Raw genomic sequence first — 23,948 nt, 5'->3', positions numbered from 1 at the left:
AATTTATAATTAAAGATAAGGAATAAGCGTTCAATCCCTCAATTGCCTGAGGTATAGTTGAATGGTATTTTCCAAACCAAAATAAAGTGCATCACAAACCAGTGCATGGCCAATGGAAACTTCATCCAGGTATGGGATGGATTCTTTTAGAAAACGCAGGTTATGTAAATCAAGATCGTGCCCTGCATTAATGCCCAGCCCCAAACGCGCTGCAACCTGTGCACACTCCACGTATGGCTTAACAGCCTTATAGCGATTGGTGTGATAGTCATGGGCATAAGGTTCTGTATAAAGTTCAATCCGGTCAGCACCAACAACTGCTGCACCTTCAACCATTTTGGTGTCGGGATTTACAAAGATTGAGACACGGGATGTGTACCGTTTCAATTCCTTTACTACCTCTTTCAAAAAAGCATCATGCTTAATTGTATCCCATCCGGTATTGGAGGTTACCGCATCGGGTGCATCAGGCACCAGTGTTGCCTGAGCAGGTTTTGCTTCCCGGATAATTTGTAAATACCGTTCATCCGGACAGCCTTCAATGTTAAACTCTGTTTTTACAACAGCTGCCAGTTGAATAACATCGGTGTAACGGATATGTCGCTCATCGGGGCGTGGGTGTACGGTTATGCCTTGGGCGCCAAAACGTTCGCAATCCACTGCCACCTTGATCACATCGGGGTTGTTGCCGCCCCGTGCATTCCGCAGCGTGGCTATCTTGTTAATGTTTACGCTTAGTCGCGTCATATTTTGTAAATCACCAAATTACAAAGACCACACCTGAATTGCACAACATAAATTTGAGCCGTTGGAATTGGTGATCCTATCGGCATACTGCTACTTTTGTAAAAACTTATACTATGAGCCTGAAGACACAGATTGATGGTGATATAAAGAAAGCCATGTTGGCCAAGAACAAAGAAGAACTTGAAGCACTTCGTAGCATTAAGTCGCTCATTTTATTGGCTGAAACTGAAAAGGGAGGAAGTGGCGATGTTTCCTCGGATGCCGAAAACAAGTTATTGATGAAAGCAGCCAAGCAGCGTAAAGAATCGGCCGATATTTTCAGCCAGCAAGGGAGAAATGATTTGGCTGAAAGAGAATTGTTTCAACTGGAGGTGATAAGCCGTTACCTTCCAAAGCAGCTTACTGAAAATGAAGTGACTGACGCGTTGAAAAAAATTATCGCTGAACTTGGGGCCACCGGCCCACAGGATATGGGCAAGATTATGGGAACTGCTACCAAAAAACTTGCCGGCCAGGCCGATGGAAAATTGATTGCCGACTTAGTGAAAAAACTGTTGACCCCTTGAGTATACTCGACCTGATACTTTTATTGATTTTCATAACCGGAATGGTTTCCGGGTATAAGAAAGGTTTCCTGGTAAGTTTGTTTTCGCTGCTTGCCATCATCTTTGGTATCGTCCTGGGCTTCAAGCTTATGGGAGCAGCCATGCTTACACTTGATGATTATTATAACATCAACGATAAGATTCTTCCCTATGTAGCTTTTGGAGTTGTATTCCTGATCGTAATTACAGTAGTTAACCTGGTGGGTAAACTTTTAAAATCATCAATCGATAAAACCTTGTTGGGCAGTGCCGACCAATGGGCTGGAAGCGTAATGGGATTACTCCATACCATGTTTATGGTAAGTGTAGGGCTGTGGATAGTTGATGCCTTATCCATTCAACTACCTAAACGCTGGACTGAAAACTCATGGCTATTCACGTTTACCTCCGGGTTTGCGCCCCAGGTAACGCATTGGATCGGGGAAATTTTCCCTTCCTTCCGGGATATCCTTCAAGAGCACACCTCCTGAATGTTTCAAAGTAAACCTATCAGGAAGTTGGATTTTTTTTCTTTACATTTTGGTTTAAAAGGAAGTACCTATGGCGCTTACCGTTAAAGAGGATCAAGGTTTCAAATATGTTGATGAGGGCAATGGCCCCGTGTTGATGTTATTGCACGGATTATTCGGGGCCCTCAGCAATTGGGAAGGTGTTGTAAACCGTTTCGCTTCAAGCTTCAGGGTTGTTATCCCCATGCTCCCGATTTATGAAATGCCTGTGCGCGAAGCCGGTCTTGAAGGATTACGGAAATTCGTAGAGGAATTTGTTGCCCTCAAAAAGCTGGATGATATGATTATTATGGGCAATAGCCTGGGTGGCCATGTTGCACTGGTCTATACGCTTAAAAATCCTAACAAGGTTAAAAAGTTAATACTCACCGGCAGCTCAGGCTTATTTGAAGATTCCATGGGAGGCTCCTACCCAAAACGCGGTAATTATGAGTATATCCGCGAGCGGGTAGCTTACACCTTTTTTGACCCTACAGTAGCCACAAAAGAATTGGTGGATGAAGTTTTTGAGACCACTAACAGCATTCCGAAATGCATGCGCATTGTGGCCATCGCCAAATCAGCACAACGCAATAATATGGCCGATGAAATTCCCAACATTAAGGTACCCACATTGTTAGTATGGGGGCTTAACGATACCATAACACCGCCCATGGTCGCCCATGAGTTCAATCGGTTAATCCCGAACTCCTCGTTAAAATTTATCGACCATTGTTGCCATGCGCCCATGATGGAGCACCCTGAAAAATTTAATGAGCTTATGGAAGACTTTTTGCTCAATTGAGGTATATATGTGTGAAATTCTCTAAAACATGATAGCCGAAGATCTTATCAACCACATGATCCCGCCCTTAAAGGCAACGGATGATGCGCACAAAGCCATCGTGTGGATGGAAGAGTTTCGTTGTAACCAAATGCCGGTAGTAGAAGAAGGAAAACTTCTTGGCTTTATCTCAGAAGAGATAATCCTGGAGGCCAATGACATTGAAAAAAGGGTTGGGGATTTTAACCTTATCGGTGAAAAATGCTGCGTTTCAACCACCAGCCATTTTTACGACATTCTAAAGATAGCTTCTGACAACAAGTTACAAATGGTGGCCGTGCTTGACGATGTGGGTCAGTATTATGGTGTTATCACCGTGCAGGACACCATAACTTCATTTGCCCAAACGGCAGCCGTGCAAATGCCCGGAGGCATTTTGGTGCTGTCCATGAACCTTAACGATTACTCACTGGCTGAAATAAGTCGGTTAATCGAAGAAAATAATACTAAAGTATTAAGTAGCATCGTCAAGGATGATCCGATGAACCCTGGTAAGATAAGGCTTACCCTTAAGCTCAATCAGGTAGAATTATCAAGAGTTGTAGCGACACTCGAACGTTTCAACTACCGGGTTATCGGGCGATACCAGGAAGCCAGCCCTATGGGCTCTGAAAAAGAACGGTTGGATATGCTGCTTCGTTACCTGGATATTTAACCTGCCCGCTCAACTTTTCCCTTCCGTATTTCAGTTGTACCTTTAAGGTTAATGGCATACAACCTAGCCGGATAACGCTATGAAAATTGGTCTCCACGGAAAAGAATTTAACCGGCAATCGGCAGATTTTATCAGGCTCATTTTTGAAATCCTTACCCGGCACAAAGCCGAACTTTTTGTTTCCAGTAAATACGAAAAGTTGCTAAAGGGCAGTGCTTTTAAAAATTTTAAAAGGAAGATTTATGAACCCGGTGAATCACTAAAAAAATTAGATGCCTTTTTAAGCATTGGTGGTGATGGCACATTACTGGAATCCATTACACACATTGGGGCAGCCGAGACCCCGGTGCTTGGTATAAACACCGGAAGGCTTGGTTTTTTGGCAACCACCAGCGGCCTTGAGACCGAGCATGCATTACAAAAGCTTTTTGCAAATGCTTACTCGTTGGACAAACGCGTTATCCTAAGGCTTGAGTCAAACAAGAAGTTATTTGGCAAACTCAACTTTGCATTGAATGATTTTACGGTTGTCAAAAAGGATTCCTCCTCCATGATTACCGTGCACACCTATATCGATGGTGAGTTTCTTAACTCGTACTGGGCCGATGGTATAATTGTTGCCACGCCAACCGGCTCAACCGGTTACTCACTAAGTTGCGGGGGCCCATTGGTGTTCCCGCGCTCCGGCAATTTCATCATTACACCGGTTAGCCCGCATAATCTGACCGTACGTCCCATTGTGGTTCCCGACCAATCGGAAATAACGTTTGAAGTGGAGGGAAGAAGCAAAAAATTCCTGGTTTCACTCGACTCCAGAACCGCTATTGTAGACAATACCGTTAAGCTAAAAGTGAAAAAAGAAGCCTTTAAAGCACATCTTATACAACTGGAAAACCAATCGTATTTTAAAACCCTGAGGCAAAAGCTTAATTGGGGATTAGATATTAGAAATTGATTTTTTACTTACCTTTGTAGCTTACTGATTTTTAAATACTTACCCGCAATGAGAAAGTTGGCTTACCTGATCCTGGCGTGCTTGTTCCTTACCCTCTCGGCCAATGAGGCTTACAGCCAAATGAACAGGCGGAACATAAAAAAGAACAATAAGCGCATTGCCAGCTATCGCGGTAAGAAATCAAATTTCGGAAAAGATAAAATTTACAATTCGTTAGGGGTTTCGCTAAATGCTTTTAATTATTTTGGAGACTTAGCCCCATCCCCAAAGCGCCTCAGTACCGACATTGGTTTTACACGGCCAGCGGTTGGTGTTTCCTTCACCCATCGTTTTGGGCCACGCTATCAAGTAACCGGCAGTTTTATGTATGGTGGCATACGTGGCTCCGATGCTGATTCTGCCGACCCGAATGATGCAGATAACGGTGTGTTCCGATACGTACGCAACCTGTCATTCAGAAACCGCATTAAGGAATTGTCGGCCATAGCACAAGTGGACCTTTTCGAAAACCAGGCTACCTACATCAGCCGGGTTCCCTGGACACCCTATGTTTATGCGGGTATCGCAGTGTTTCACCACAACCCTCAGGCACAAGTTCCTCAAACCGATTTATTGAACAATCCTTTCAGCGATGCAGGGCAGTGGGTTGACCTTAAACCATTACAAACCGAAGGAAAATCCTACAGTTTAATTCAGGCTGCTATACCATTCGGCCTTGGCGCACGTTTTAGGATAAACGAAGTTATGGACCTATCAGCAGAATTTGGGTTTCGTTACACATTCACCGACTACCTGGATGATGTGAGCGGTAACTATGTTGATTTGACTACCTTATCGAGCGAAAAAGCAAGAGCTATGGCTTATCGTTCCAACGAAGTACAACCTGTGAATGCACGCGTACAGGAAATAATTGCTAACCGCTACACCGGGTATGGAAGTTTCGATACCGTTTCAGGTTATGGACATATTAATTCCGATGGCACCATGAACATGCGCGGTCGTGCGGGCGATCGTGATATTTACATGGTCACTACCGTAAGGCTAACCTACATTCTTGGTAAAACCTTTCACCGGGCTAAGTTCAGATGACGGCCAGCCGTTCATTTCTCATTCCCATTGTTCTATTAAGCACGGCCACAGCTTTTTCGCAACGGTCCGAAATCGGGTTTGGTATTGGAACCTTCAATTATACAGGCGACCTGGTACGCACGTATAATTTTAAAAACTCAACCTTGGCCGGAACAGTCTACTACCGCTCCAACATCAGTAAAGTTGTAAGTTTCCGGGCTACTATCACGGCAGGTCAGTTGGGCGCCAAAGAAGTGCCTATTGATGCTTTTGCTTCAGCGCGTAATGCGTCCTTCAACACATTTCTGTTAGAAACAAGTCTTGGTTTTGAATATCATTTCCTGAGTTGGCGTGATATTAAAACGCCTATGCGGTACACGCCATACTTGTTTGCGGGTTTTGGGTTGTTCGGTATTTCCGGGTACGATGTGAAGCCTGAAGAATACAGCAATGTTCAGGGCACCATTCCTTTTGGCGGTGGTTTTAAATACATAGTTAATCCAAAATTCTATGTGGCATTTGAGGTGGGCATCCGCAAAACTTTTTTCGACTACCTGGATAACATTTCAGATGGCGATCCTTTGCAAAAAAACTACCAGTACGGCAATCGCAACGATTTTGACAATTACTTTTTTGTGGGCTTTACCTTAACACGAACTTTTTACGATATACCCTGCCCGAAAAATCCATATAAATAGGCTCGTTAAAACGGGGCTGCTTATTTGGTAAAAGTTATTTAAAATACCCTAATTTTGACCCCCTTGTGGCTTCTTACAAAGAACATATTGACCCCCATAACCTGCCTCGGCACATCGCGGTAATCATGGACGGCAACGGTCGTTGGGCAAAGAAGAAGGGGGCCATGCGGATTTTCGGTCATCGCAACGCAGTAAAAGCCGTGCGCGATATAACTGAAGGCTGCGGTGAGTTGGGTATTGAGTACCTCACCCTGTATGCTTTTTCTACCGAAAACTGGGCCAGGCCTAAAGAAGAGGTGGATGGGCTTATGGAGCTTTTGGTCAATACACTAAAAGAAGAAATTAACACCTTAATGGAGAACCGGGTAAAACTAATTACCATCGGCCAAACATCTCATCTTCCGGAAACCTGCCAGAATAACCTAGCCTGGGCCGTAAACATGACAAAAAACAATACAGGACTTACTGTAGTGCTTGCCCTGAGTTATAGTGGCCGTTGGGAAATTACCCAGGCTGTTAAAGCCCTGGCTGATGATGTGCAGAAAGGTAAAATTGATACCGCTTCCATATCCGAATCGCTGGTTGAAAAATACCTGCAAACAGCAGGAATCCCCGATCCCGAATTATTGATACGAACAAGTGGCGAGATGCGCATAAGCAACTTTTTGTTGTGGCAAATCGCCTACACTGAACTATACATTAGCCCAACCCTTTGGCCAGATTTCCGCAAGGAGAACTTATATGAAGCCATCTGGTCCTACCAACAGCGCGAACGCAGGTTTGGTAAAACAAGTGAACAATTGAATCCAGTTAGTTGAATGAGAACGAGTGTACTGATAATCTTCTTACTTATTGTGGGGTTTGACAGTGTTGCGCAATTTCGCAGGGGACGCAGCGAGCGTGCTGCCACCGATAATTTGAATTATGCTAACCCGGCAGAATACATTATTGCGGGCATTGAAGTAACCGGTCTTAATATCCTGGATAAAAACGCCATGGTTTCATTAACCGGCTTACGTGTTGGCGACAAAGTGAAAATACCCGGGGATGCCATTTCAGGTGCTATCCGTAAATTATGGAAACACGGATTGATCGGTGATGTATCCATTGGGGTACAAAAAATTGAGGGTGATAATGTGTGGCTCGAAATCAAAATGGCAGAACGCCCGCGGCTTACTAATTTTTATTTCAGCGGCATAAACAAATCTCAGGAATCTTCCCTGAAAGAAGAACTTACCCTTATACGCGGAAAGATTGTAAACGATGCCATGTTACGAAATACCGAACTGGCCGTTAAAAAGTTTTTTGTTAAGAAAGGCTTCCTGAATACTGAGGTTAAAATCATACAGGAACGCGACACCATCGCTACTGATGGCATACGCCTGAAGATTGCCGTTAACACAAATTCAAAGGTTAAGATCAATAAAATTGCCATCACAGGCAACGAAGCTATTGCCGATGGCAAACTAAAGGGAAAGATGAAGAAAACAGCCGAGCACCCACGCTTTGCGCTGCACCGCACACTGATCAGGAAAGCCCTTGATTTTAAACCAAAAGACATCAGGACCTACCTCACCACATCATACGATGTAAGTTGGGCAGAAGTGAAGGAATTTATGAACGATAACATCCGCCTTAACGTATTCAAAGGATCAAAATTCATTCAGGCCGAATACGATGAAGACAAGAAGAAGCTCGTTGAATTTTATAATTCAAAGGGCTATCGCGATGCCGAGATAACCTTTGATACCATCTATGCCTTTAACAAGAAGACCATCAACATCGATATGGTTATCGATGAGGGGCCAAAGTATTATTTCCGCAACATCATCTGGACGGGGAATTACATCCACACCGAAAAAACCCTCAACGCAATTTTGGGTATCAAAAAAGGCGATGTGTACAACCGCGAATTAATCGATAAGAAACTAACCTTTAACCCAAAAGGCGCGGACATTAGTGGGTTGTACATGGACGATGGTTATTTGTTCTTCCGGATAAACCCCGTGGAGGTTGCCGTAGTGGGTGATTCCATCGATGTTGAAATGCGGATTACCGAAGGTGAGCAAGCGACCATTAGTGAAGTTACCATCTCGGGTAACGACCGTACAAGCGATCACGTTATCCGCAGGGAACTTTCAACATTACCCGGCCAGAAATTCAGGCGATCAGACATCATCCGTACACAGCAAAAGCTTGGTCAGTTAGGTTATTTCAATCCGCAAACTATTGGGCAGAATTTACAACCTAACCCTGCCAACGCTACGGTTGATATCGAATGGAAAGTAGAAGAACAATCCAACGACCAGATTGAATTATCCGGAGGTTGGGGAGGTGCTTTTGGTTTTGTGGGCACGTTAGGCTTAACGTTTAACAATTTTTCACTTCGCAACATCCCCCATCCTAAAAAGTGGAGACCACTTCCTGTCGGTGATGGCCAACGCTTATCCTTACGGGTTCAGGCAAACGGACGAAACTTCCAGAACTATAGCATTTCATTTACCGAGCCTTGGTTAGGCGGACGTAAACCACAATCACTTTCAGTCAGTGCAAACAAGTCCATCTCCAGGTTTGCCGGGCAAGGTGCTGCAAACTTTTTCGATTTAAATTCAACCCTTAAGGTTGATAACATTACGGTAGGTATTGGTAAAGTGTTGGAATGGCCGGATAACTATTTCACCTTAACCAATTCTGTTTCTTATTCGGTTTATACTTTGAAAAATGCGCCAAGCTACATTCCGGGTTGTCCGGATTGCGTGGCAAACAGTATTACCTTTAATACAACAGTGGCACGAAGGAGTGTGGATAATCCCATGTACCCTTCGCAAGGGTCTGAAATTTCGTTGAGTGCAACATTTACACCACCCTATTCACAGTGGAGGAACATCAATTATGAAACTGCTACACCACAACAACTCAACAAATGGGTAGAGTATCACAAATGGATGTTTGATGCAAAATACTACATAGGCCTGGACCGGAAAAACAAATTGGTACTCGAAGCCAAGGCACATTTCGGCTTTATCGGGCGCTACAGTTCAAAAACAGACTATACTCCATTTGAACGGTTTTACCTTGGTGGCGCAGGGCTAGCTGGTGGTTTTGGCGCGTTTGTTTTAGGACAGGATATTATTGCCCTGCGCGGTTATGATGATAACACACTAACGCCTCCGTATTCAAATCAGTTGAATACTTCTGCGATCAGAGGAGGTATTGTTTACGATAAATTCGGGCTGGAACTGCGTTACCCGGTAACTACCGGCAATGCTGCCACCATTTATGGCTTTACCTTTGTTGAGGCCGGTAATAACTGGAATAATTATGAGGACTTTAATCCGTTTAGTATGTATAAAACAGCAGGGTTTGGCGCCCGCATATTTATGCCTGCTTTTGGATTGATCGGGTTAAACTGGGGGTACGGGTTTGATCCGGTGCCCCTTGGAAGCAACGGGCAGCGCAGTGGTGCCAAATTCCAATTCACTATTGGTCAGCAAATCCGTTAAAAAATGCGCTTTTACCTTATTCCAATATTTTTTCTCATTTTCGGCCTGAATTTTGTCAACGCTCAGAGGTTCGGTTACATCGACACGGATTTTATCCTGAACAAGATGCCCGAGTATAAAAAGGCACAGGAAGAAATAAACCGGTTATCCGAACTGTGGACAAAGGAAATCCAGGGCATGGCTAAAAATGTAGAGGCCATGTACAGCACACTTCAGGCCGAGCAGGTTTTGCTAACTGAAGAGATGCGAAAAGAACGGACTGAGTTGATAAAAAAGAAGGAAGCTGAACTTAAAGAATATCAAAATAAAGTTTTTGGTTTTGGTGGATTGTTTTTCCTGAAGAAGCAGGAACTTGTTAAACCGGTGCAAGACAAGGTTTGGGATGCGGTGGACAAGGTAGCTAAACAAAACAATCTGGCCATTGTATTCGATAAGTCGGGGGAATTGGTGATGATTTATACGGATCCGCGCTATGATTACACCGACTTTGTTTTGGATGAATTGGGATTGGGGGATCCCAACGATAAGATTAAAAATTAAACTTAACTGATAAATTTAAACTGTGATGAAAAAAATCGTTTTCCTGTTCGCCTTCGGATTAGCAGCACTATTTGCACAGGCCCAAAGCCCGGCTAAAATAGGCTTTGCTGATGTGGAATATATTTTTAGTCAGATGCCCGAAGCCAAACAAATTGAGACTGAGTTACAAACCCTGCAAACGCAATTAAAGAAACAGTATGATGGTAAGGTGGCTGAATTCCAAAAGAAGCTGCAGGAGTACCAGGCCTACGGTAACACCGTACCGGATGCCGTTCGGCAGAATACTGAACGGGAGTTACAGCAATTACAACAAAACATTCAAAAACTTGAGCAAGACTCTCAGGAGAACTTGCAGCGCAAACAAGTGCAACTAATGGAACCCGTGTACACCAAAGTGGGGAAGGCTATTGAAGAAGTAGCAAAAGCCAATGCGTTCACCATGATCCTCACCAACCAGGTAAGCGGGCTTGATGTGGTGCTCTATGCCGATGATCAATCCGATATTTCAGACCTGGTGTTGAAGAAGATGGGCATAACGCCACAAGCCGCAACAACAAATCCACCAAAGAAATAAAAGTATCAATCAATTTTATATAACCTCGGTAATCATAACCGGGGTTTTTTTATGTCCCGTTCAGGAATTAATCTTCATTGCTTGTTTAAAATTTTTAAGATTCACCCACCCATCCTTTAACGAAGTATAGGGTACTCCACGCTTGTGGTTTTGGATGCTGATGCGGTAAAGATTATTCCAGTGTGAAAACAAAATATGGTAAGCGTTTAACAACGAAAAACCGGGTTGGTAAATATGGGCAGGCTCTGCCCCGCAACCATTTACCTCAAGTATCTTAACTTTTCCCTGCTCCAGGTCTTCATACGAGGCACACCTCAAATCAAATCGTCCGAAATAAAATTCACCCATTTGTTTGGATATCCTGTCAAAGGTTTCCGATAGTCTTTCCGAAATCAGGTGGTTACCGTTCAGGAATTTTGTGCCCAGGCAGTGGTTGCCGATTGAGTTCAGTTCTACCCGCTCATTAACTTTTATAACTTCCTGAAGGCGGAAAGCGTGGATCTCGCGTAGTCTATCCCATTGTAGCGTGGCACGATTCTTTGCCAGGATCAATTCTTGTAGCGTTGACTTGCCATCGCCAACAACATCAAGCATCGCTTTCAGCACAATGGATGTAACCCTTCCTTTATCTTCGTTAGGAAATCGTGTATAGAATACCCCACATTCAACCGGCAGATCAATCCACTCCTGAACCAGGAAATTGCAGTTTACTTTTTCAAGATAGGGACCAACATCAGTGGCTGAGAAAATGCGTTTAACCATAAAGCCCCGCTCACCATAATCAGGTTTAAAAATTACCGGAAATCGCAATCCAGCCTCTTCCATCGTTTCAATTATTTCTTCAACATTGGTAGGATGATTTACAAAAACCGTTTTTGGGCGCAACCCTTCGGGCAGTTGCATCAGTACCTCGTACTTCGATTCGCCAAACATACCACCCATTGTAATATGAGGGTTTGATGCGGAGAAAAATAAAATTGAACGCGCTTTCACGGATAGCCACAACCAATACAACATTAGCGGAAATTGTACCACGGCAAATGGCCAGTACTCCCAGCTTCGTAAACGGATAAAAAAATTGCGCACCTTCAATTGCATAGCGTTGCGCACCTTCAAAAATTAGTGTTGCTGAGTGGCTATCGTATTGCTCGCCTGATGACGGATAGTGGATGAAGCTACACCAAAGGTTACAGGCAAGTTAAGGTGTGGGGCTACTTCATGCACACCAATTTTTATCATGGCCATATGGTGTATGGCATGTTCAATGTTATAGATCAATTCACGGCTATAATTGGTGCCCACAACAATAAATCCTTCTCCATCAATCGAGTAATTTACTTCTAAATTCAGGTTTCGGTTTTGATCGTGGGTCATGATAAAATCACTTAAACGGTTTACTGCTGCCAAGGCAAGAACTTTATCGGTTTCAATTAATTTGTCATGCAACCGTTTATCGTAGTTAACAACACCGGCTTCATCCGCTTGTTCCAGGCACATAAAAAACTCCAGCGTGTGGCGAATATGCTGCCCGATTGAGGATTGATTTAAGGTTTCAATAGGCTTACTGTATTCATGATCCGATAATTGATTGATTAGGTCGGATAGCTGCACGAAGATATCGCGGCAGGCGTTTTTGATGCTCATACGGTTTGGCGAATTCTACAAATATAAAGCAAAGATTTCCGATTAAATGAAATGGTGGAATTAGTCGGTAAAGACTGCTTATAAGCGGTTATTGAAGGATTTTTTGCCAATTCTTATCTCCGTTCGCCCGCAATTTAGCTTCATTCTTATTCCATTCATTTAGGGTATTGTTGCCCCAAAAGTTATAGAACAAGTACAGTTTACCATCGGTGATCTTATATGTTAACGGATCAACTTTAACCTTTTCACCATAATCACCCATGGCAAAAGCACACCAACCTCCATAGGCAGGTTCATATTGCTCAGGGCTTGCCTTAAATTGCGATAGTGTTGATGTGCTTGCAAATTGATATACGACCCCATTATACTCCCATTTTAATTCAGCCTTCCCGATTACGGGCTTACCTTCAAAATAACTTACCGGATCATACCCGTAAATAGCTACACCTTTAACAATGTTGAAATTTGCAATTCGAACTGAGGGACTTATTTGAGCCATGCCTTGATGGATCAAAAAAACCAAGAAGATACTTAAATGATGTTTCATGCCGGTATAACGTTCAGGCATGAAAGATGGCTTCATCAACGTGGGTGGTTTGTCGCTAAGTTGACAATTACGACTGATCAGGAAAAAGCTGCTTTATGGTTTTCCAAACCCGCTCAGGTTCAAAGCCTTTCCAGATGGCATAGGTGGCAAGTTTATCACGCTTAACAAAAAGGTTTTCTTCGCGCAGTTGGTTATACTTTTTTTCAAGCAGCCGCACTAAGGATGTCTGGTATTCTTCCTGCCCGATTTCTTTCAAGCCCAGGTTAATACAGTTTCGGGTAAGTCCCCTGGCTTCAAGCTCACGTACAATCCGTAGGCGGCCCCAGCTTTTCATCCGGAACTTTCCACCTGCAAACGCACGGGCAAACCGTTCTTCATTTAAAAAACCTTCTGTAATCAGGTACGAAATAATCTCATTCACATCGCTGGAAAAAAGCCCGAATGAATAGAGCTTATTTTTTACTTCCAGGTGTGAACGCTCCTGGTAGGCGCAATACCGTAAAATCTTTTTCTTTGCTTCTTCAGGGGTAACCTGTTTGTTCATTTACGATAGGCGGGGGTTGAACCCTCAATCACTATTTTACAAATCCCTTCGTGCGTAAAATACTGGTCAGGAATTTACGCTCGTTTTCAGTGTTAAAAATCTTGAACGGCAGGTAAATCATTTGTGCCTTGTTAACAAACAACACAAAATAATCCTTGCCAATCGTTGCCTTTTTTATCTGATCCCACTTTAATGGCATCCCTTCACGTGGGTTAATTTTCATCAGTATCTGCTGGCTGCTGATTTCATAAGAAAACTTCTCGAATAACATTTTACCTTGCTCCAATTGGGTGACCCCAAAAAACTGTATCCACCAAAACAGTAAATAAAGACCAAGCCCCAAGAACGCACCAATAAACCACCATATGCTGGGTATCCAAAGGTAGCAGGCGCTAATACCTGCCGCAGCAAGCAAGGCTATCCAGCCTTGTTGTTTAAGTATATTTCTTAATGCCAATCGTATATATGTCTTCTTTTCCAGTTTGTAATTCTTCGTTTTAACAATCATATCTGTTAAGTAATTTATGCTTATCTGTAACTCAAAATACCTTCAGGCTTAAATCAAGGCTTCGTACTGAATGGGTTAAGGCGCCAACCGAAATATAATCAACACCACACTCCGCCACGCTACTTATGGTTTCTTCGGTTATGCCTCCACTCGCTTCTGTTTTGCACTTACCGTTAACCCGCCTTACGGCCTCAGTCATATCCTTTAGCGACATGTTGTCCAGCATAATAACATCCACACCGTCAATAAGTAGTGCCTCCTCCACTTCTTTCAACGAACGCGCTTCTACCTCAATTTTAAGCTGCTTGTTAATGGCGCGAAGATACTCTTTTGTACGAATGATCGCTTGTGTTATGCCTCCGGCCATGTCAATATGATTATCCTTTAGCATTATCATATCGAATAATCCTATGCGGTGATTTTCTCCCCCGCCAATACGTACGGCCCACTTTTCGAACAAGCGAAAGTTGGGGGTGGTTTTACGGGTATCCAAAAGCCTTGCTTTAGTGCCCTCCACCAGCTTTACCAACCGGTTGGTACAAGTGGCTATTCCGCTCATGCGCTGCATACAATTGAGTACTAACCGCTCAGTAGTGAGTACGGAACGAATACTGCCGCGAACAACAAAAGCCACATCACCCGGAACTACAAGAGCGCCATCCATTTGGTTAACCTGCACATCAAGGGTACTGTCAAACTGCTTGAAAATTTCAATGGCAAGATCTACCCCCGCCAGAATACCCCTGTCTTTGACCAATAGCTGAGCTTTGCCTTGCTTTTCAGATGGAATTGATGCAAGCGTTGAGTGGTCTCCTTCGCCCACATCTTCGCGTAAGGCCGAGCGGATAAAGCTCTGCAGGAACTCTTCAGTAATGTAGTATGGCTTCACCGGACAAAAATAAGACTGGGTTCAGGAACCACGAGGATTAAAAAAATTTATTTTAATAAGGAGGAGTAGATTACTCCTTTACGAAGGAAATCTCCTGAACGAGGGATTGGTTACCGGCTACCCTTATTTTCATCCAGACCCTGAAAGTATTTGCTCCGCTTTTATATTGACCAATGGCAAACGGCTGGCCGCCTTTCGATTGCCCCTGGTGGATAATATTAAATTCAGCCGGAGGATTAGCCTTAAAAAAATCACGTAGTACAAACTCTGCCTGGGCCTTGCTATAGGTTTCGGGCTTACCGTCTATGGTAACATCCACAGAGGCGTTAAGGTATTTTGCCAACTCTTTCGCACTACCGGCCTTAATGGATTCCTTTACCTGGTCCACTACATTGCCCGTCTGCGCCAACGCTTGCCCACACCCTATCAGCAGCAACCCAATAATCAAAATCCTGTTCATAACCCGAAATGTAAACCAAAATTATGCCATAATGCCTATTCTCAAACGATTTCCAACTGCGTTTTATGTATGCTGACCTGGCTGTAAAGTAACCCGCTAAAAACCTTACTTACAGTGGTATATTTGCACACTAAATTTCTCGCTATGAACCAAAAAGTGCTGTTGATGATACTGGATGGGTGGGGTATTGCTACCAATAAAAACGTTTCGGCCATTGATAAGGCCAACACACCCTTTGTCGATTCGCTCTATTCCAATTATCCTAACAGTCGTTTACAAGCCTCGGGGCTGGCAGTTGGTTTACCGGAAGGGCAGATGGGCAATTCTGAAGTTGGCCACATGAACATAGGTGCAGGACGCATAGTTTACCAGGATTTGGTCCGTATCAATAAAGCCATAGAAGACCATGAGTTAGATACCCAACCTGCCTTGCTGGAAATTTTTGACTATATACAGAAAAATAATAAACCCCTTCACCTTATTGGTTTGCTATCGGACGGAGGTGTGCATTCGCACATTGATCACCTGAAAGGAATTTGCACCATTGCCGCAAAGCAAAAAATTAAGAATGTATTTATACATGCTTTCATGGATGGCCGCGATACTGACCCAAAAGGTGGCTATGGTTACTTGAATACGCTGCAACAACACACCAACAAAACAGTGGGTAAAATTGCCAGCGTTATAGGCCGCTATTATGCCATGGACCGTGACAAGCGTTGGGAGCGGGTAAAATTGGCGTATGATTTACTGGTGCATGGAACCGGATTGAAAACGGAAAATGTACTCGAAGCCGTTCAACAATCTTATAGTGAAGGAGTAACCGATGAGTTTATTAAGCCGATTATTATTACCGAAAACGGAAGACCGGTTGCGACCATTAAAGATGGCGATGCTGTGTTGTGTTTTAACTTTCGTACCGATCGCGGAAGAGAGATAACACAGGTTTTAACACAAGAGGATTTTCCGGGGTATAACATGAAAAAACTCAACCTGCATTACACTACGCTTACCAACTATGACGACACCTTTAAAAATGTGAACGTTATTTTTGATAAGGATAACCTGGAGAATACCCTGGGTGAGGTATTGGCACATGCCGGGAAAAAACAAATACGCATTGCCGAAACAGAAAAATATCCGCACGTTACGTTCTTTTTTTCAGGTGGAAGGGAAGAAGCCTTTAAAGGTGAGGGCCGCATTCTATGTCCATCACCAAAAGTTGCCACCTACGACCTTCAGCCGGAAATGAGTGCCCACGATATTAAGGACAAGATTATTCCCGAACTGGAAAAGAAAGAAGCTGATTTTATTTGTTTGAACTTTGCCAACCCTGACATGGTAGGGCATACAGGTGTTTTTGAAGCTGCGGTAAAAGCTTGCGAAACCGTTGATGTGTGCGCTCAGAAAGTTACAGAAGCCGCCTTGAAAAACGGGTACACCACTATCATCATTGCCGATCATGGAAATGCCGACTGCATGATAAACGATGATGGAACCCCAAACACGGCACATACTACAAACTTAGTACCCTGCATACTTGTTTCTGATTTTTACAAAGGCAAATTAAAAGATGGTAAATTAGGTGACTTGGCCCCTACTATACTTACCCTTATGGGCTTGCCTGTTCCTTCACAAATGACCGGAGAAGTACTCCTTGAAAATTAATTTATGATTTCACCCAAAAGGATTCTTTTCTTTTTAGCTGGTTGGCTGGTTGTTTGCGCGTGCAGTCAGCAAAAGGAGGAGAAGGCTTATCATTACAATATTGACAGTCTTGTTCAACATCAAATTGAATACCTGGTAAAGGCCCAGGCCACACTTTCAAAAGAGGCGATCATGAATGGGCAACGGCAAGACAGTGTATTTGTACCCAAAGACAGTTTGGCCTGGGCACGCGAACTTGACTTGTTCAGAGAAATCGGATCAATAAACAAACCCATTAACCAAAACAATTATAAGATTAGCGATGGTCTGACAGATACCTTCAGTAACCTTACCGTTCGCCAGCTTACGGCAACCAGCGACTTGCCCATTCGGTACGTTAAGATATTCTACCAGGATGCGCCTTCAAAACTTCGAAAAATAGAGGCCCTTTACCAACAAGAAAATTCGCTTCTTAAGACTAAGCGAAAATTAATTATGGAATTTACCGATCTGTACAATAAAAACATCCTCACATCCTACTCTGTTGATGGTGGGCAAAAAATGTTCGTGGGCGACTCTGTCCATTATGTCATTAAAGGCTCCATTCAGGTAAATTAAACTATGGCCAATAGAACAATAAGCGAACCCCTTCGGGAAGAAGACAAACGAAAAATCAACAAAGCATCACTAAAGAGATTGATTGGGGTTTTCCGTTTTATGTTGCCCCACAAGTGGCTTTTTATTGCCGGGCTATTATGCCTGGCTTTATCCAGTGGCACGGTGCTTTCGTTTCCGTACCTGGCCGGACAGTTGCTCGATTTAGCCTCAGGCAAAAACGTACCGTACTTCACTACCATTAACCAGGTAGCGGCAGCACTAATGGTTATTTTGCTTATTCAAAGTTTTTTCTCGTTTATGCGTGTGTATACTTTTTCGGTTACCAGCGAACGAACCCTTGCTGACCTGCGGCAGGGTATTTTCAATAAGATCGTATGGCTTCCTATATCGTTTTTTGACAACCGAAGGATTGGCGAGTTGATGAGTCGCATCACGGCTGACGTGGGTACCCTGCAAGATACCTTCACCATTACCCTGGCGGAGTTGCTTCGGCAAAGCCTTACGTTAATCATCGGTGTGGGTATCATCTTCTTCCTGGCCCCGCAGCTTACCGTTTTTATGCTGCTAACTTTTCCGGTGCTGGTCATACTGGCGTTGGTGTTTGGAAAGTATATTCGAAAGCTCTCGAAGAAAACACAGGATAAGTTGGCCGAAGCCAATGTAGTGGTGGAAGAATCATTGCAATCCATCCATGTTGTAAAAGCTTTTACGAACGAATTTTTCGAGTTGGCACGGTTCAAGAAATCACTAAATGAAGTAGTGAAAATTGCTGTACAAACGGCACGGTACCGCGGGCTTTTTGTATCGTTCGTTATTTTTGCCCTGTTTGGTGGCATTGTGGCCGTGGGGTGGTACGGTGCGCTGTTGGTTCAAAGCAACCAATTGTCCGTAGGCGAGCTCTTCTCCTTTATCATCTATACTTCGTTTATTGGCGGTTCAATTGCCGGCTTGGGTGACATTTATACGCAGTTGCAACGTTCCATAGGCGCTTCCGAGCGACTGCTTGAGATACTGGATCAAAAAGATGAAGAGGAATTGCCTTCAGCCAGCGGATTAAAACTTAATGGCCACCTAACCTTTAATCATGTAAACTTTGCTTACCCAAGTCGTCCCGATTTCCCGGTATTAAAAGACTTGAATTTCAGCATCAAGGCCGGGGAAAAAATTGCCTTGGTAGGACAAAGCGGTTCAGGAAAATCAACGATCATCAATCTATTGCTTCGCTTTTACCCGGTAAATGAAGGCTCAATTTTAGCAGACAACATCAACATACGGGATTTCAGCCTCACCGACTACCGGAAAAATATTGGTATCGTTCCCCAGGAAGTAATACTTTTTGGTGGGACCATCCGTGAAAACATTGCGTATGGAAATCCATTGGCAACCGAGCAAGAAATTATAGAGGCTGCGCAAAAGGCCAATGCGCTGGAATTCATTAGAAGTTTTCCGGAGCAATTTGATACCGTGGTGGGTGAGCGTGGGGTAAAACTTTCAGGAGGGCAGCGTCAACGCATTGCCATAGCCCGTGCCATTTTAAAAGATCCGGCCATTCTTATTTTAGATGAGGCCACCAGCTCATTAGACTCACACTCGGAATACCAGGTACAGCAAGCCCTGCAAAAATTAATGGAGGGGCGAACCTCAATTATAATTGCACACCGGCTCAGCACGATAAAAAAAGTGGATAGGATTTTCGTCATCAACCAGGGGCAACTTGCAGAAATGGGCTCACATGCTGAACTTACACAAGTAAGCAACGGGTTATACAGCAACCTGTTAAAAATGCAGCTACACGAACAATGAACGGCTCGCCCCAACTTTTAAAAGAATTCAACTTGCGTTCCACCCCCAGCCGGAAAGCCATCCTGAATATTTTTTTAAAAAAAAATTATGCCTTGGCCCATGCCGATATTGAAAAAGGTATGCCCGCACATTTCGATCGGGTAACTGTTTACCGCACCTTGAAAACCTTCCTTGACAAGGGCCTGATCCACAAAGTACTTGACGATGAAGGGGCTTTGAAATATGCGCTTTGTTCAGACGCGTGTACCCTTACCGGTCACCATCACGACCATGTTCACTTTAAATGCAGCCGTTGTGGACAAACCAACTGCCTTAATGTAGATGTTCCCCCGGTTAAGCTGCCCAAAGGTTACCAGGCCATTGAACTTAACCTGCTTATTCAGGGGGTGTGTTCAAATTGTGCCTAAGCTTTTTATTTTTACCTGGTGGTTCTCTTTCCGTTGATCGTGTATAAATACGGGTTGGTAGTTTTTGAGTTTGAAAAATAGTTGTACTTTTGGAACCTTTGAAGGACTCTTTTCTCTTGATTATGAGGTGATTAGGTCTCTCAAGGCAATAGAAACAGTAACCCCTTGCGCAACCCTCTGACATTACTTTTGATTGACCTTTTTGACGGCAATGACAATGAGCTTTTGCTCTTTGGCTTGTTTGGTATAGTCATCATTATTTTCCTGGTATTGGACCTGGGCATTTTCAATAAGCAAGCCCATAAAATCACCACAAAATCTGCCCTGTGGCAATCCGTTTTTTGGGTGGCCGTTTCCACAGCCTTCGGTTTGCTTATATATTTTGCAGGGCCTTACGTGGCAATTGAAAAAGGGGTGGAGACCGTTTTAAGCGGTACCGATGCCGGCTTGCTTTACTTCTCGGCATACCTTACCGAAAAAGCACTTTCTATCGATAACATCTTTGTTATCCTGCTTATTTTAAAATACTTCAAGGTCGATGAAACTTACTACCATAAAATCCTTTTTTGGGGCATTTTAGGGGCCATTATCTTCAGGGCTGTTTTCATCTTTGTAGGCGCATACCTGATTCACAAATTCCATTGGATATTGTACATCTTCGGGGTGTTTCTTATTTACTCGGGCATTCGGATATACTTTGAGGATGGTGATGAAAAAATTGAACCGGAGAAAAATCCTATCCTGAAATTTTGTAAACGCTACCTGCCTCTTTCATTGGATGACCGTGGCGGCCAGTTTGCTTTTTTTGATAAAGGTAAATTATACTTCACGCCTCTCTTCCTGGTGATTATCCTTATTGAAACCACTGACCTTATTTTTGCTGTTGACTCCATACCGGCAGCTTTTGCAATTACGACCAATGAGTTTCTGATTTACACCTCTAACATTTTCGCGGTGCTGGGCTTAAGGGCTATGTTCTTTCTCCTGGCCGGCATTATCGATCGCTTCTATCTCCTGCAAAAAGGGCTTTCCATAATTTTATTCTTTATCGGGGCAAAAATGTTGCTGGAGATTGTTGACGTTAAGGTAAATGTTTACTTATCGTTTACAGTAATTATAGCAACACTTATCCTCTCCATTATCTTCTCGGTTGTAATCCCTCGAAAAGCAGCCGTTGATGAAGCTGATTAATTATCGCTAAACAGGTCTCGTGGCAAAATTTTCATGAGCATAGGCAAGGTGAGAAAACGCTGCGGCAGGGATATAATTACAAAAGTGGGTATTGTTTTAAGTACCAACATCAACTCCTTTCTAACTTGTTCGGCTTCTTGTGCGGTCAGTTCCTGCGAACGGGCTTTCTGCAATAATTGAAGAATCGTTTTACTGTCTTGTATCTCTTTTAATATCCTACCCTTGTTGCGCTCTGCAACCTTTGCAATACGCTTAATAAAATGTTCGCTTACTTGTTGGTAATCCTGTTTATCCTGCAGGTACTCCAGCTGTTGCCAGTACTCCAACACAAAACCCTCAACAGCTATCATGCTGTTTTCAAGATCTTCTTCGTTAAAACCAAGGTATTCGCAAAATTGCTTTAGAAAATCCTGCTCGGCCTTTTCAACTTTCCTGTCGGCCCAGGTGGTAAGTATGGCTATTTCCAGAAAAAACTTTTTGAGTATCCATGAATTTTCCGAAGGCAGATTTATTTCTTCCAGGCTAATACCTTTATCAAAAATCAATAGCGCTTCTTTCCGCTTCTCGGGCGAAAGGTCAGTACCCTGGATGAAGTATTCCAGGAGTTTGGCCTCTTCATAATTGATAACCTGATCGGAATGGGCGGAAGCGGCAATTACCTTAACTACCGAAAAGCGCAGCTCTTCCCGCTCATACCGAAAAAAATCAGCAACTATACGATCGGCATTTGTGTGGATCCATTGTCCGAAAATAAAAACATCCAGAAACAATAAACTGTTGTGGAAGAAACTTGTCCAGAAATTGCCTTTATAAGATGTGGCCCTGTCTATTCGCTTTTCTAAAATCCGCTCGGCCAACTCAAGCGCTGAACGTCTTCTGCCAAAAAGTGTTTTCGTGGGCGTAGCCAACTCAGGGAATATGTTGTTGTAAAAATTGCCTATACTTTCCAACGATTTGATAAACACTTCTGAAACCTCTTCGGGTGTATTGGTCGGCTTGCCATGAAAGAGCAATGAGCTGCTGATCAGGCTCTCCGCCAACAGGATTTTCATCTTGTCCCGTTCATCCCAAGCTTCAGCTAATGGATGATTGATGTGCCCAACGGTTTGGCCATACATTAAACCGGTGGGTTGCATAATACGGTAGAGGGAGTGTTCAGGGTGGGAGGTTTTCTTATCCAGCGAAATATCCTGAAAAAGATTTCTCCTGAACTCAAGGTATTCTTTTAACCAGCCCTTTTCCTGAGGCTTCATGTTTCAATCGGATTAGTGATTGAAGATAAGGATTTCCTTCTTTTTGAAAAGAATTAATTCTCTAAACCACGCCAACCCTTCTTTTCAAGGGTTTTTGCGGACGACTCAACCTTGAGCTGAAGGGACTTTTTATACTTATCCAACCGGGCGGCCAGTCTTTTGTCGGTGCTACCGATAATTTGAGCGGCCAGTATGCCCGCGTTGCACGAGCCGTTTAAAGCAACTGTAGCCACCGGCACTCCGGATGGCATCTGAAGAATAGAAAGAACAGAATCCCATCCATCAATTGAATTTGAGGATTTAACCGGCACACCTATAACCGGTAAAGAGGTTACTGAAGCCACCATGCCCGGTAAGTGAGCCGCGCCACCGGCACCTGCTATTATCACTTTCAGTCCATTTTTTCTTGCCTCTGTTGCGTACTTGATCATACGCAAAGGGGTGCGGTGGGCTGAAACCACAGTGAGTTCATACGCAACACCAAGTTCCTCTAAAACTTCGGCCGCTTCTTTCATGATTTTCAAGTCTGACTGGCTGCCCATTATAATGCCTACCAATGCTTTTGTCATGCAATTACCTTGAGTGTTCGTTTTACAAAATCTGCCTTTTTCTTTAAAGCGTCAACATCGCTGTCAACAATCGTTACATGCCCCATTTTGCGAAATGGTTTTGTATTTCGTTTGCCATATAAATGTACGTGAACACCCGGAATTTTCACTACATCCTCAAACCCTTTGTACTGGGCAACACCCGTGAACCCTGGCTCACCTAAAAGGTTCACCATCGCACTGGAGAACAATATATTTGTATCACCCAGCGGAAGGCCTAAAATAGCCCGAAGGTGTTGTTCATATTGGGAAGTAACGTTGCCCTCAATAGTTTGGTGGCCACTGTTATGCGGACGTGGTGCAATTTCATTAACCAGTACATCTCCATTGCGGGCAATAAACATCTCTACAGCAAGTATGCCGGTAATTTTTAACTCCTTCACAACTTGCCGTGCAATAAAATCGGCCTTATCACGAATTGTGTCATCAATCTGTGCAGGCGAAAAGAGATACTCAACCAGGTTGTGCTCAGGGTGAAAAACCATCTCAACCGGTGGATAGGTTACAGTTTCACCCGTTTCACTCTGGGCAACTATTACGGAAATCTCCTTCTCAAAATCAATCAATGGCTCCAGAACGCCAGGGGCGTTAAAGGCCTTTTCATAATCAACCGCGCTACGAATAAGTTGAACACCTCGGCCATCATAACCTTCTTTTCCCAATTTATGCACGGCCGGAAAAAACTGAGGGTATTGCTTTACATCATCTTTGGTCTCTGTCAATACGAATTCGGCCGTGGGTATTCCTTTTTCACGGTAAAATGTCTTCTGTTTCCGCTTGTCTTGAATCAATTCAACAACATCAGGTTGAGGGTAAACCCGTTTGCCGGCTTTTGCCAGATCGCGAAGCGCCAGTGTATTTACATTTTCAATTTCAATGGTAATAATATCGCATCCCAATCCAAATTTCATAACGGTATCATAATCGGTAAGCTTACCTGTATGAAAGTCAGCTAGCTTTTTACACGGTGCTTCCGGATCGGGATCAAGAACGGAAAACGAAAGATTAAAGTCGATACCGGACTGGATAAGCATGCGGCCCAATTGACCACCGCCTAAAATACCAATGGTAAAATCCTGGTTGAACGGTTTCTTCACAGCGAAAATTTTCGGCAAGTTAACCGAATCAAACATCGGGGCAAAGCTGCGGCAT

Annotated in this window: 27 protein-coding genes; 16 read left to right on the top strand and 11 right to left on the bottom strand. The window is 43.5% G+C overall.

Going from position 1 to position 23,948, the window contains the following annotated elements:
• Positions 1-30: 30 nt before the first annotated feature.
• The gene (locus KIT51_01340) at positions 31-747 is read right to left on the bottom strand and encodes a pyridoxine 5'-phosphate synthase (protein ID UYN86954.1); all 717 of its coding nucleotides are present in this window, start codon (positions 745-747) and stop codon (positions 31-33) included.
• A 113-nt stretch (positions 748-860) separates the two neighbouring features.
• Between KIT51_01340 and KIT51_01335 the strand changes: the two genes are divergently transcribed.
• The 11 genes from KIT51_01335 (at position 861) to KIT51_01285 (ending at position 10,677) form a co-directional block, all read left to right on the top strand.
• Positions 861-1,313 (top strand): GatB/YqeY domain-containing protein, encoded by a 453-nt coding sequence (locus tag KIT51_01335; protein ID UYN86953.1) that lies wholly within the window; start codon positions 861-863, stop codon positions 1,311-1,313.
• Complete coding sequence (locus tag KIT51_01330; protein UYN86952.1) at positions 1,310-1,822, top strand: CvpA family protein; 513 nt, start codon at positions 1,310-1,312, stop codon at positions 1,820-1,822. The genes KIT51_01335 and KIT51_01330 overlap by 4 nt, the downstream gene beginning before the upstream one ends.
• A 70-nt stretch (positions 1,823-1,892) precedes the next feature.
• On the top strand, positions 1,893-2,645 hold the full coding sequence (locus KIT51_01325) for an alpha/beta hydrolase (protein ID UYN86951.1): 753 nt from the start codon (positions 1,893-1,895) through the stop codon (positions 2,643-2,645).
• Between the two features lie 28 nt (positions 2,646-2,673).
• Complete coding sequence (locus tag KIT51_01320; protein ID UYN86950.1) at positions 2,674-3,339, top strand: CBS domain-containing protein; 666 nt, start codon at positions 2,674-2,676, stop codon at positions 3,337-3,339.
• Positions 3,340-3,418: 79 nt separating this feature from the next.
• Positions 3,419-4,294 (top strand): NAD kinase, encoded by an 876-nt coding sequence (locus KIT51_01315; GenBank protein UYN86949.1) that lies wholly within the window; start codon positions 3,419-3,421, stop codon positions 4,292-4,294.
• Positions 4,295-4,342: 48 nt separating this feature from the next.
• Positions 4,343-5,383 (top strand): hypothetical protein, encoded by a 1,041-nt coding sequence (locus KIT51_01310; protein ID UYN86948.1) that lies wholly within the window; start codon positions 4,343-4,345, stop codon positions 5,381-5,383.
• On the top strand, positions 5,380-6,060 hold the full coding sequence (locus KIT51_01305; GenBank protein UYN86947.1) for an outer membrane beta-barrel protein: 681 nt from the start codon (positions 5,380-5,382) through the stop codon (positions 6,058-6,060). The genes KIT51_01310 and KIT51_01305 overlap by 4 nt, the downstream gene beginning before the upstream one ends.
• A 65-nt stretch (positions 6,061-6,125) precedes the next feature.
• Positions 6,126-6,878 carry an isoprenyl transferase gene (locus KIT51_01300; GenBank protein ID UYN86946.1) on the top strand — a complete coding sequence of 251 codons (753 nt, stop codon included), beginning with the start codon at positions 6,126-6,128 and terminating at the stop codon, positions 6,876-6,878.
• Complete coding sequence (locus tag KIT51_01295) at positions 6,879-9,563, top strand: BamA/TamA family outer membrane protein (protein UYN86945.1); 2,685 nt, start codon at positions 6,879-6,881, stop codon at positions 9,561-9,563. It begins immediately after the preceding gene.
• 3 nt (positions 9,564-9,566) lie between these two features.
• Complete coding sequence (locus tag KIT51_01290; protein ID UYN86944.1) at positions 9,567-10,103, top strand: OmpH family outer membrane protein; 537 nt, start codon at positions 9,567-9,569, stop codon at positions 10,101-10,103.
• A 25-nt stretch (positions 10,104-10,128) separates the two neighbouring features.
• Positions 10,129-10,677 (top strand): OmpH family outer membrane protein, encoded by a 549-nt coding sequence (locus KIT51_01285; GenBank protein ID UYN86943.1) that lies wholly within the window; start codon positions 10,129-10,131, stop codon positions 10,675-10,677.
• A 60-nt stretch (positions 10,678-10,737) separates the two neighbouring features.
• Here KIT51_01285 and KIT51_01280 read toward each other — a convergent pair whose 3' ends face one another.
• From KIT51_01280 to KIT51_01250, 7 genes are all read right to left on the bottom strand, one after another.
• Entirely contained in the window at positions 10,738-11,787 is a 1,050-nt protein-coding gene (locus tag KIT51_01280; GenBank protein UYN86942.1) for a hypothetical protein, read from the bottom strand.
• Positions 11,788-11,796: 9 nt separating this feature from the next.
• On the bottom strand, positions 11,797-12,321 hold the full coding sequence (locus KIT51_01275; GenBank protein UYN86941.1) for a DinB family protein: 525 nt from the start codon (positions 12,319-12,321) through the stop codon (positions 11,797-11,799).
• A gap of 88 nt (positions 12,322-12,409) precedes the next feature.
• Positions 12,410-12,820 carry a YHS domain protein gene (locus tag KIT51_01270; GenBank protein UYN88460.1) on the bottom strand — a complete coding sequence of 137 codons (411 nt, stop codon included), beginning with the start codon at positions 12,818-12,820 and terminating at the stop codon, positions 12,410-12,412.
• Positions 12,821-12,935: 115 nt separating this feature from the next.
• On the bottom strand, positions 12,936-13,412 hold the full coding sequence (locus KIT51_01265; GenBank protein ID UYN86940.1) for a RecX family transcriptional regulator: 477 nt from the start codon (positions 13,410-13,412) through the stop codon (positions 12,936-12,938).
• A gap of 31 nt (positions 13,413-13,443) precedes the next feature.
• Complete coding sequence (locus KIT51_01260; protein ID UYN86939.1) at positions 13,444-13,920, bottom strand: YcxB family protein; 477 nt, start codon at positions 13,918-13,920, stop codon at positions 13,444-13,446.
• Positions 13,921-13,951: 31 nt separating this feature from the next.
• Complete coding sequence (gene nadC, locus KIT51_01255) at positions 13,952-14,809, bottom strand: carboxylating nicotinate-nucleotide diphosphorylase (GenBank protein ID UYN86938.1); 858 nt, start codon at positions 14,807-14,809, stop codon at positions 13,952-13,954.
• A gap of 70 nt (positions 14,810-14,879) precedes the next feature.
• The gene (locus tag KIT51_01250) at positions 14,880-15,269 is read right to left on the bottom strand and encodes a DUF4783 domain-containing protein (protein UYN86937.1); all 390 of its coding nucleotides are present in this window, start codon (positions 15,267-15,269) and stop codon (positions 14,880-14,882) included.
• Positions 15,270-15,413: 144 nt separating this feature from the next.
• On the opposite strand from KIT51_01250, the gene gpmI reads away from it, so the two are divergent.
• The 5 genes from gpmI to KIT51_01225 all read left to right on the top strand — a co-directional run bounded on the left by gpmI (position 15,414) and on the right by KIT51_01225 (position 20,935).
• Positions 15,414-16,937, top strand: coding sequence for a 2,3-bisphosphoglycerate-independent phosphoglycerate mutase (gpmI, locus tag KIT51_01245; protein ID UYN86936.1), 1,524 nt, complete (start codon positions 15,414-15,416; stop codon positions 16,935-16,937).
• Between the two features lie 3 nt (positions 16,938-16,940).
• Positions 16,941-17,534 carry a hypothetical protein gene (locus KIT51_01240; protein UYN86935.1) on the top strand — a complete coding sequence of 198 codons (594 nt, stop codon included), beginning with the start codon at positions 16,941-16,943 and terminating at the stop codon, positions 17,532-17,534.
• A gap of 3 nt (positions 17,535-17,537) precedes the next feature.
• Positions 17,538-19,337, top strand: coding sequence for an ATP-binding cassette domain-containing protein (locus tag KIT51_01235; GenBank protein UYN86934.1), 1,800 nt, complete (start codon positions 17,538-17,540; stop codon positions 19,335-19,337).
• On the top strand, positions 19,334-19,744 hold the full coding sequence (locus KIT51_01230; GenBank protein UYN86933.1) for a transcriptional repressor: 411 nt from the start codon (positions 19,334-19,336) through the stop codon (positions 19,742-19,744). The genes KIT51_01235 and KIT51_01230 overlap by 4 nt, the downstream gene beginning before the upstream one ends.
• Positions 19,745-19,921: 177 nt before the next feature.
• A complete protein-coding gene (locus KIT51_01225) occupies positions 19,922-20,935 on the top strand; it encodes a TerC/Alx family metal homeostasis membrane protein (GenBank protein UYN88459.1) in 1,014 nt (337 codons plus the stop codon).
• On the opposite strand, the gene KIT51_01220 is transcribed toward KIT51_01225, so the two are convergent.
• Genes KIT51_01220 through KIT51_01210 form a run of 3 tightly spaced genes read right to left on the bottom strand, consistent with a single transcriptional unit; the run spans position 20,932 to position 23,929 of the window.
• Complete coding sequence (locus tag KIT51_01220) at positions 20,932-22,188, bottom strand: hypothetical protein (GenBank protein ID UYN86932.1); 1,257 nt, start codon at positions 22,186-22,188, stop codon at positions 20,932-20,934. The two genes, KIT51_01225 and KIT51_01220, sit on opposite strands and share 4 nt — an antisense overlap.
• Positions 22,189-22,241: 53 nt before the next feature.
• Positions 22,242-22,757 (bottom strand): 5-(carboxyamino)imidazole ribonucleotide mutase, encoded by a 516-nt coding sequence (gene purE, locus KIT51_01215; GenBank protein ID UYN86931.1) that lies wholly within the window; start codon positions 22,755-22,757, stop codon positions 22,242-22,244.
• Positions 22,754-23,929: a 5-(carboxyamino)imidazole ribonucleotide synthase gene (locus KIT51_01210; GenBank protein ID UYN86930.1), complete on the bottom strand. Its 1,176-nt coding sequence runs from the start codon at positions 23,927-23,929 to the stop codon at positions 22,754-22,756. Before KIT51_01210 ends, purE begins: the two co-directional genes overlap by 4 nt.
• Positions 23,930-23,948: the final 19 nt, after the last annotated feature.

Source organism: Cyclobacteriaceae bacterium (assembly GCA_025808415.1).
Taxonomy (GTDB): Bacteria; Bacteroidota; Bacteroidia; order Cytophagales; family Cyclobacteriaceae; genus UBA2336.
Note: the sequence above shows the minus strand (reverse complement) of the source record. Positions and strands in the feature narration are given on the sequence as shown.

Excerpts from the sequence above, each read along its gene's own strand:
- KIT51_01335 (UYN86953.1), top strand. The coding sequence starts at position 861 with ATGAGCCTGAAGACACAGATTGATGGTGATATAAAGAAAGCCATGTTG.
- KIT51_01320 (UYN86950.1), top strand. The coding sequence starts at position 2,674 with ATGATAGCCGAAGATCTTATCAACCACATGATCCCGCCCTTAAAGGCA.
- gpmI (UYN86936.1), top strand. The coding sequence starts at position 15,414 with ATGAACCAAAAAGTGCTGTTGATGATACTGGATGGGTGGGGTATTGCT.
- KIT51_01260 (UYN86939.1), bottom strand. The coding sequence starts at position 13,920 with ATGATTGTTAAAACGAAGAATTACAAACTGGAAAAGAAGACATATATA.
- KIT51_01220 (UYN86932.1), bottom strand. The coding sequence starts at position 22,188 with ATGAAGCCTCAGGAAAAGGGCTGGTTAAAAGAATACCTTGAGTTCAGG.
- KIT51_01295 (UYN86945.1), top strand. The coding sequence starts at position 6,879 with ATGAGAACGAGTGTACTGATAATCTTCTTACTTATTGTGGGGTTTGAC.
- KIT51_01250 (UYN86937.1), bottom strand. The coding sequence starts at position 15,269 with ATGAACAGGATTTTGATTATTGGGTTGCTGCTGATAGGGTGTGGGCAA.
- KIT51_01305 (UYN86947.1), top strand. The coding sequence starts at position 5,380 with ATGACGGCCAGCCGTTCATTTCTCATTCCCATTGTTCTATTAAGCACG.
- KIT51_01285 (UYN86943.1), top strand. The coding sequence starts at position 10,129 with ATGAAAAAAATCGTTTTCCTGTTCGCCTTCGGATTAGCAGCACTATTT.
- KIT51_01315 (UYN86949.1), top strand. The coding sequence starts at position 3,419 with ATGAAAATTGGTCTCCACGGAAAAGAATTTAACCGGCAATCGGCAGAT.
- purE (UYN86931.1), bottom strand. The coding sequence starts at position 22,757 with ATGACAAAAGCATTGGTAGGCATTATAATGGGCAGCCAGTCAGACTTG.
- KIT51_01240 (UYN86935.1), top strand. The coding sequence starts at position 16,941 with ATGATTTCACCCAAAAGGATTCTTTTCTTTTTAGCTGGTTGGCTGGTT.
- KIT51_01270 (UYN88460.1), bottom strand. The coding sequence starts at position 12,820 with ATGGCTCAAATAAGTCCCTCAGTTCGAATTGCAAATTTCAACATTGTT.
- KIT51_01265 (UYN86940.1), bottom strand. The coding sequence starts at position 13,412 with ATGAACAAACAGGTTACCCCTGAAGAAGCAAAGAAAAAGATTTTACGG.
- KIT51_01310 (UYN86948.1), top strand. The coding sequence starts at position 4,343 with ATGAGAAAGTTGGCTTACCTGATCCTGGCGTGCTTGTTCCTTACCCTC.
- KIT51_01210 (UYN86930.1), bottom strand. The coding sequence starts at position 23,929 with ATGTTTGATTCGGTTAACTTGCCGAAAATTTTCGCTGTGAAGAAACCG.
- KIT51_01275 (UYN86941.1), bottom strand. The coding sequence starts at position 12,321 with ATGAGCATCAAAAACGCCTGCCGCGATATCTTCGTGCAGCTATCCGAC.
- KIT51_01235 (UYN86934.1), top strand. The coding sequence starts at position 17,538 with ATGGCCAATAGAACAATAAGCGAACCCCTTCGGGAAGAAGACAAACGA.
- KIT51_01290 (UYN86944.1), top strand. The coding sequence starts at position 9,567 with ATGCGCTTTTACCTTATTCCAATATTTTTTCTCATTTTCGGCCTGAAT.
- KIT51_01230 (UYN86933.1), top strand. The coding sequence starts at position 19,334 with ATGAACGGCTCGCCCCAACTTTTAAAAGAATTCAACTTGCGTTCCACC.
- KIT51_01325 (UYN86951.1), top strand. The coding sequence starts at position 1,893 with ATGGCGCTTACCGTTAAAGAGGATCAAGGTTTCAAATATGTTGATGAG.
- KIT51_01340 (UYN86954.1), bottom strand. The coding sequence starts at position 747 with ATGACGCGACTAAGCGTAAACATTAACAAGATAGCCACGCTGCGGAAT.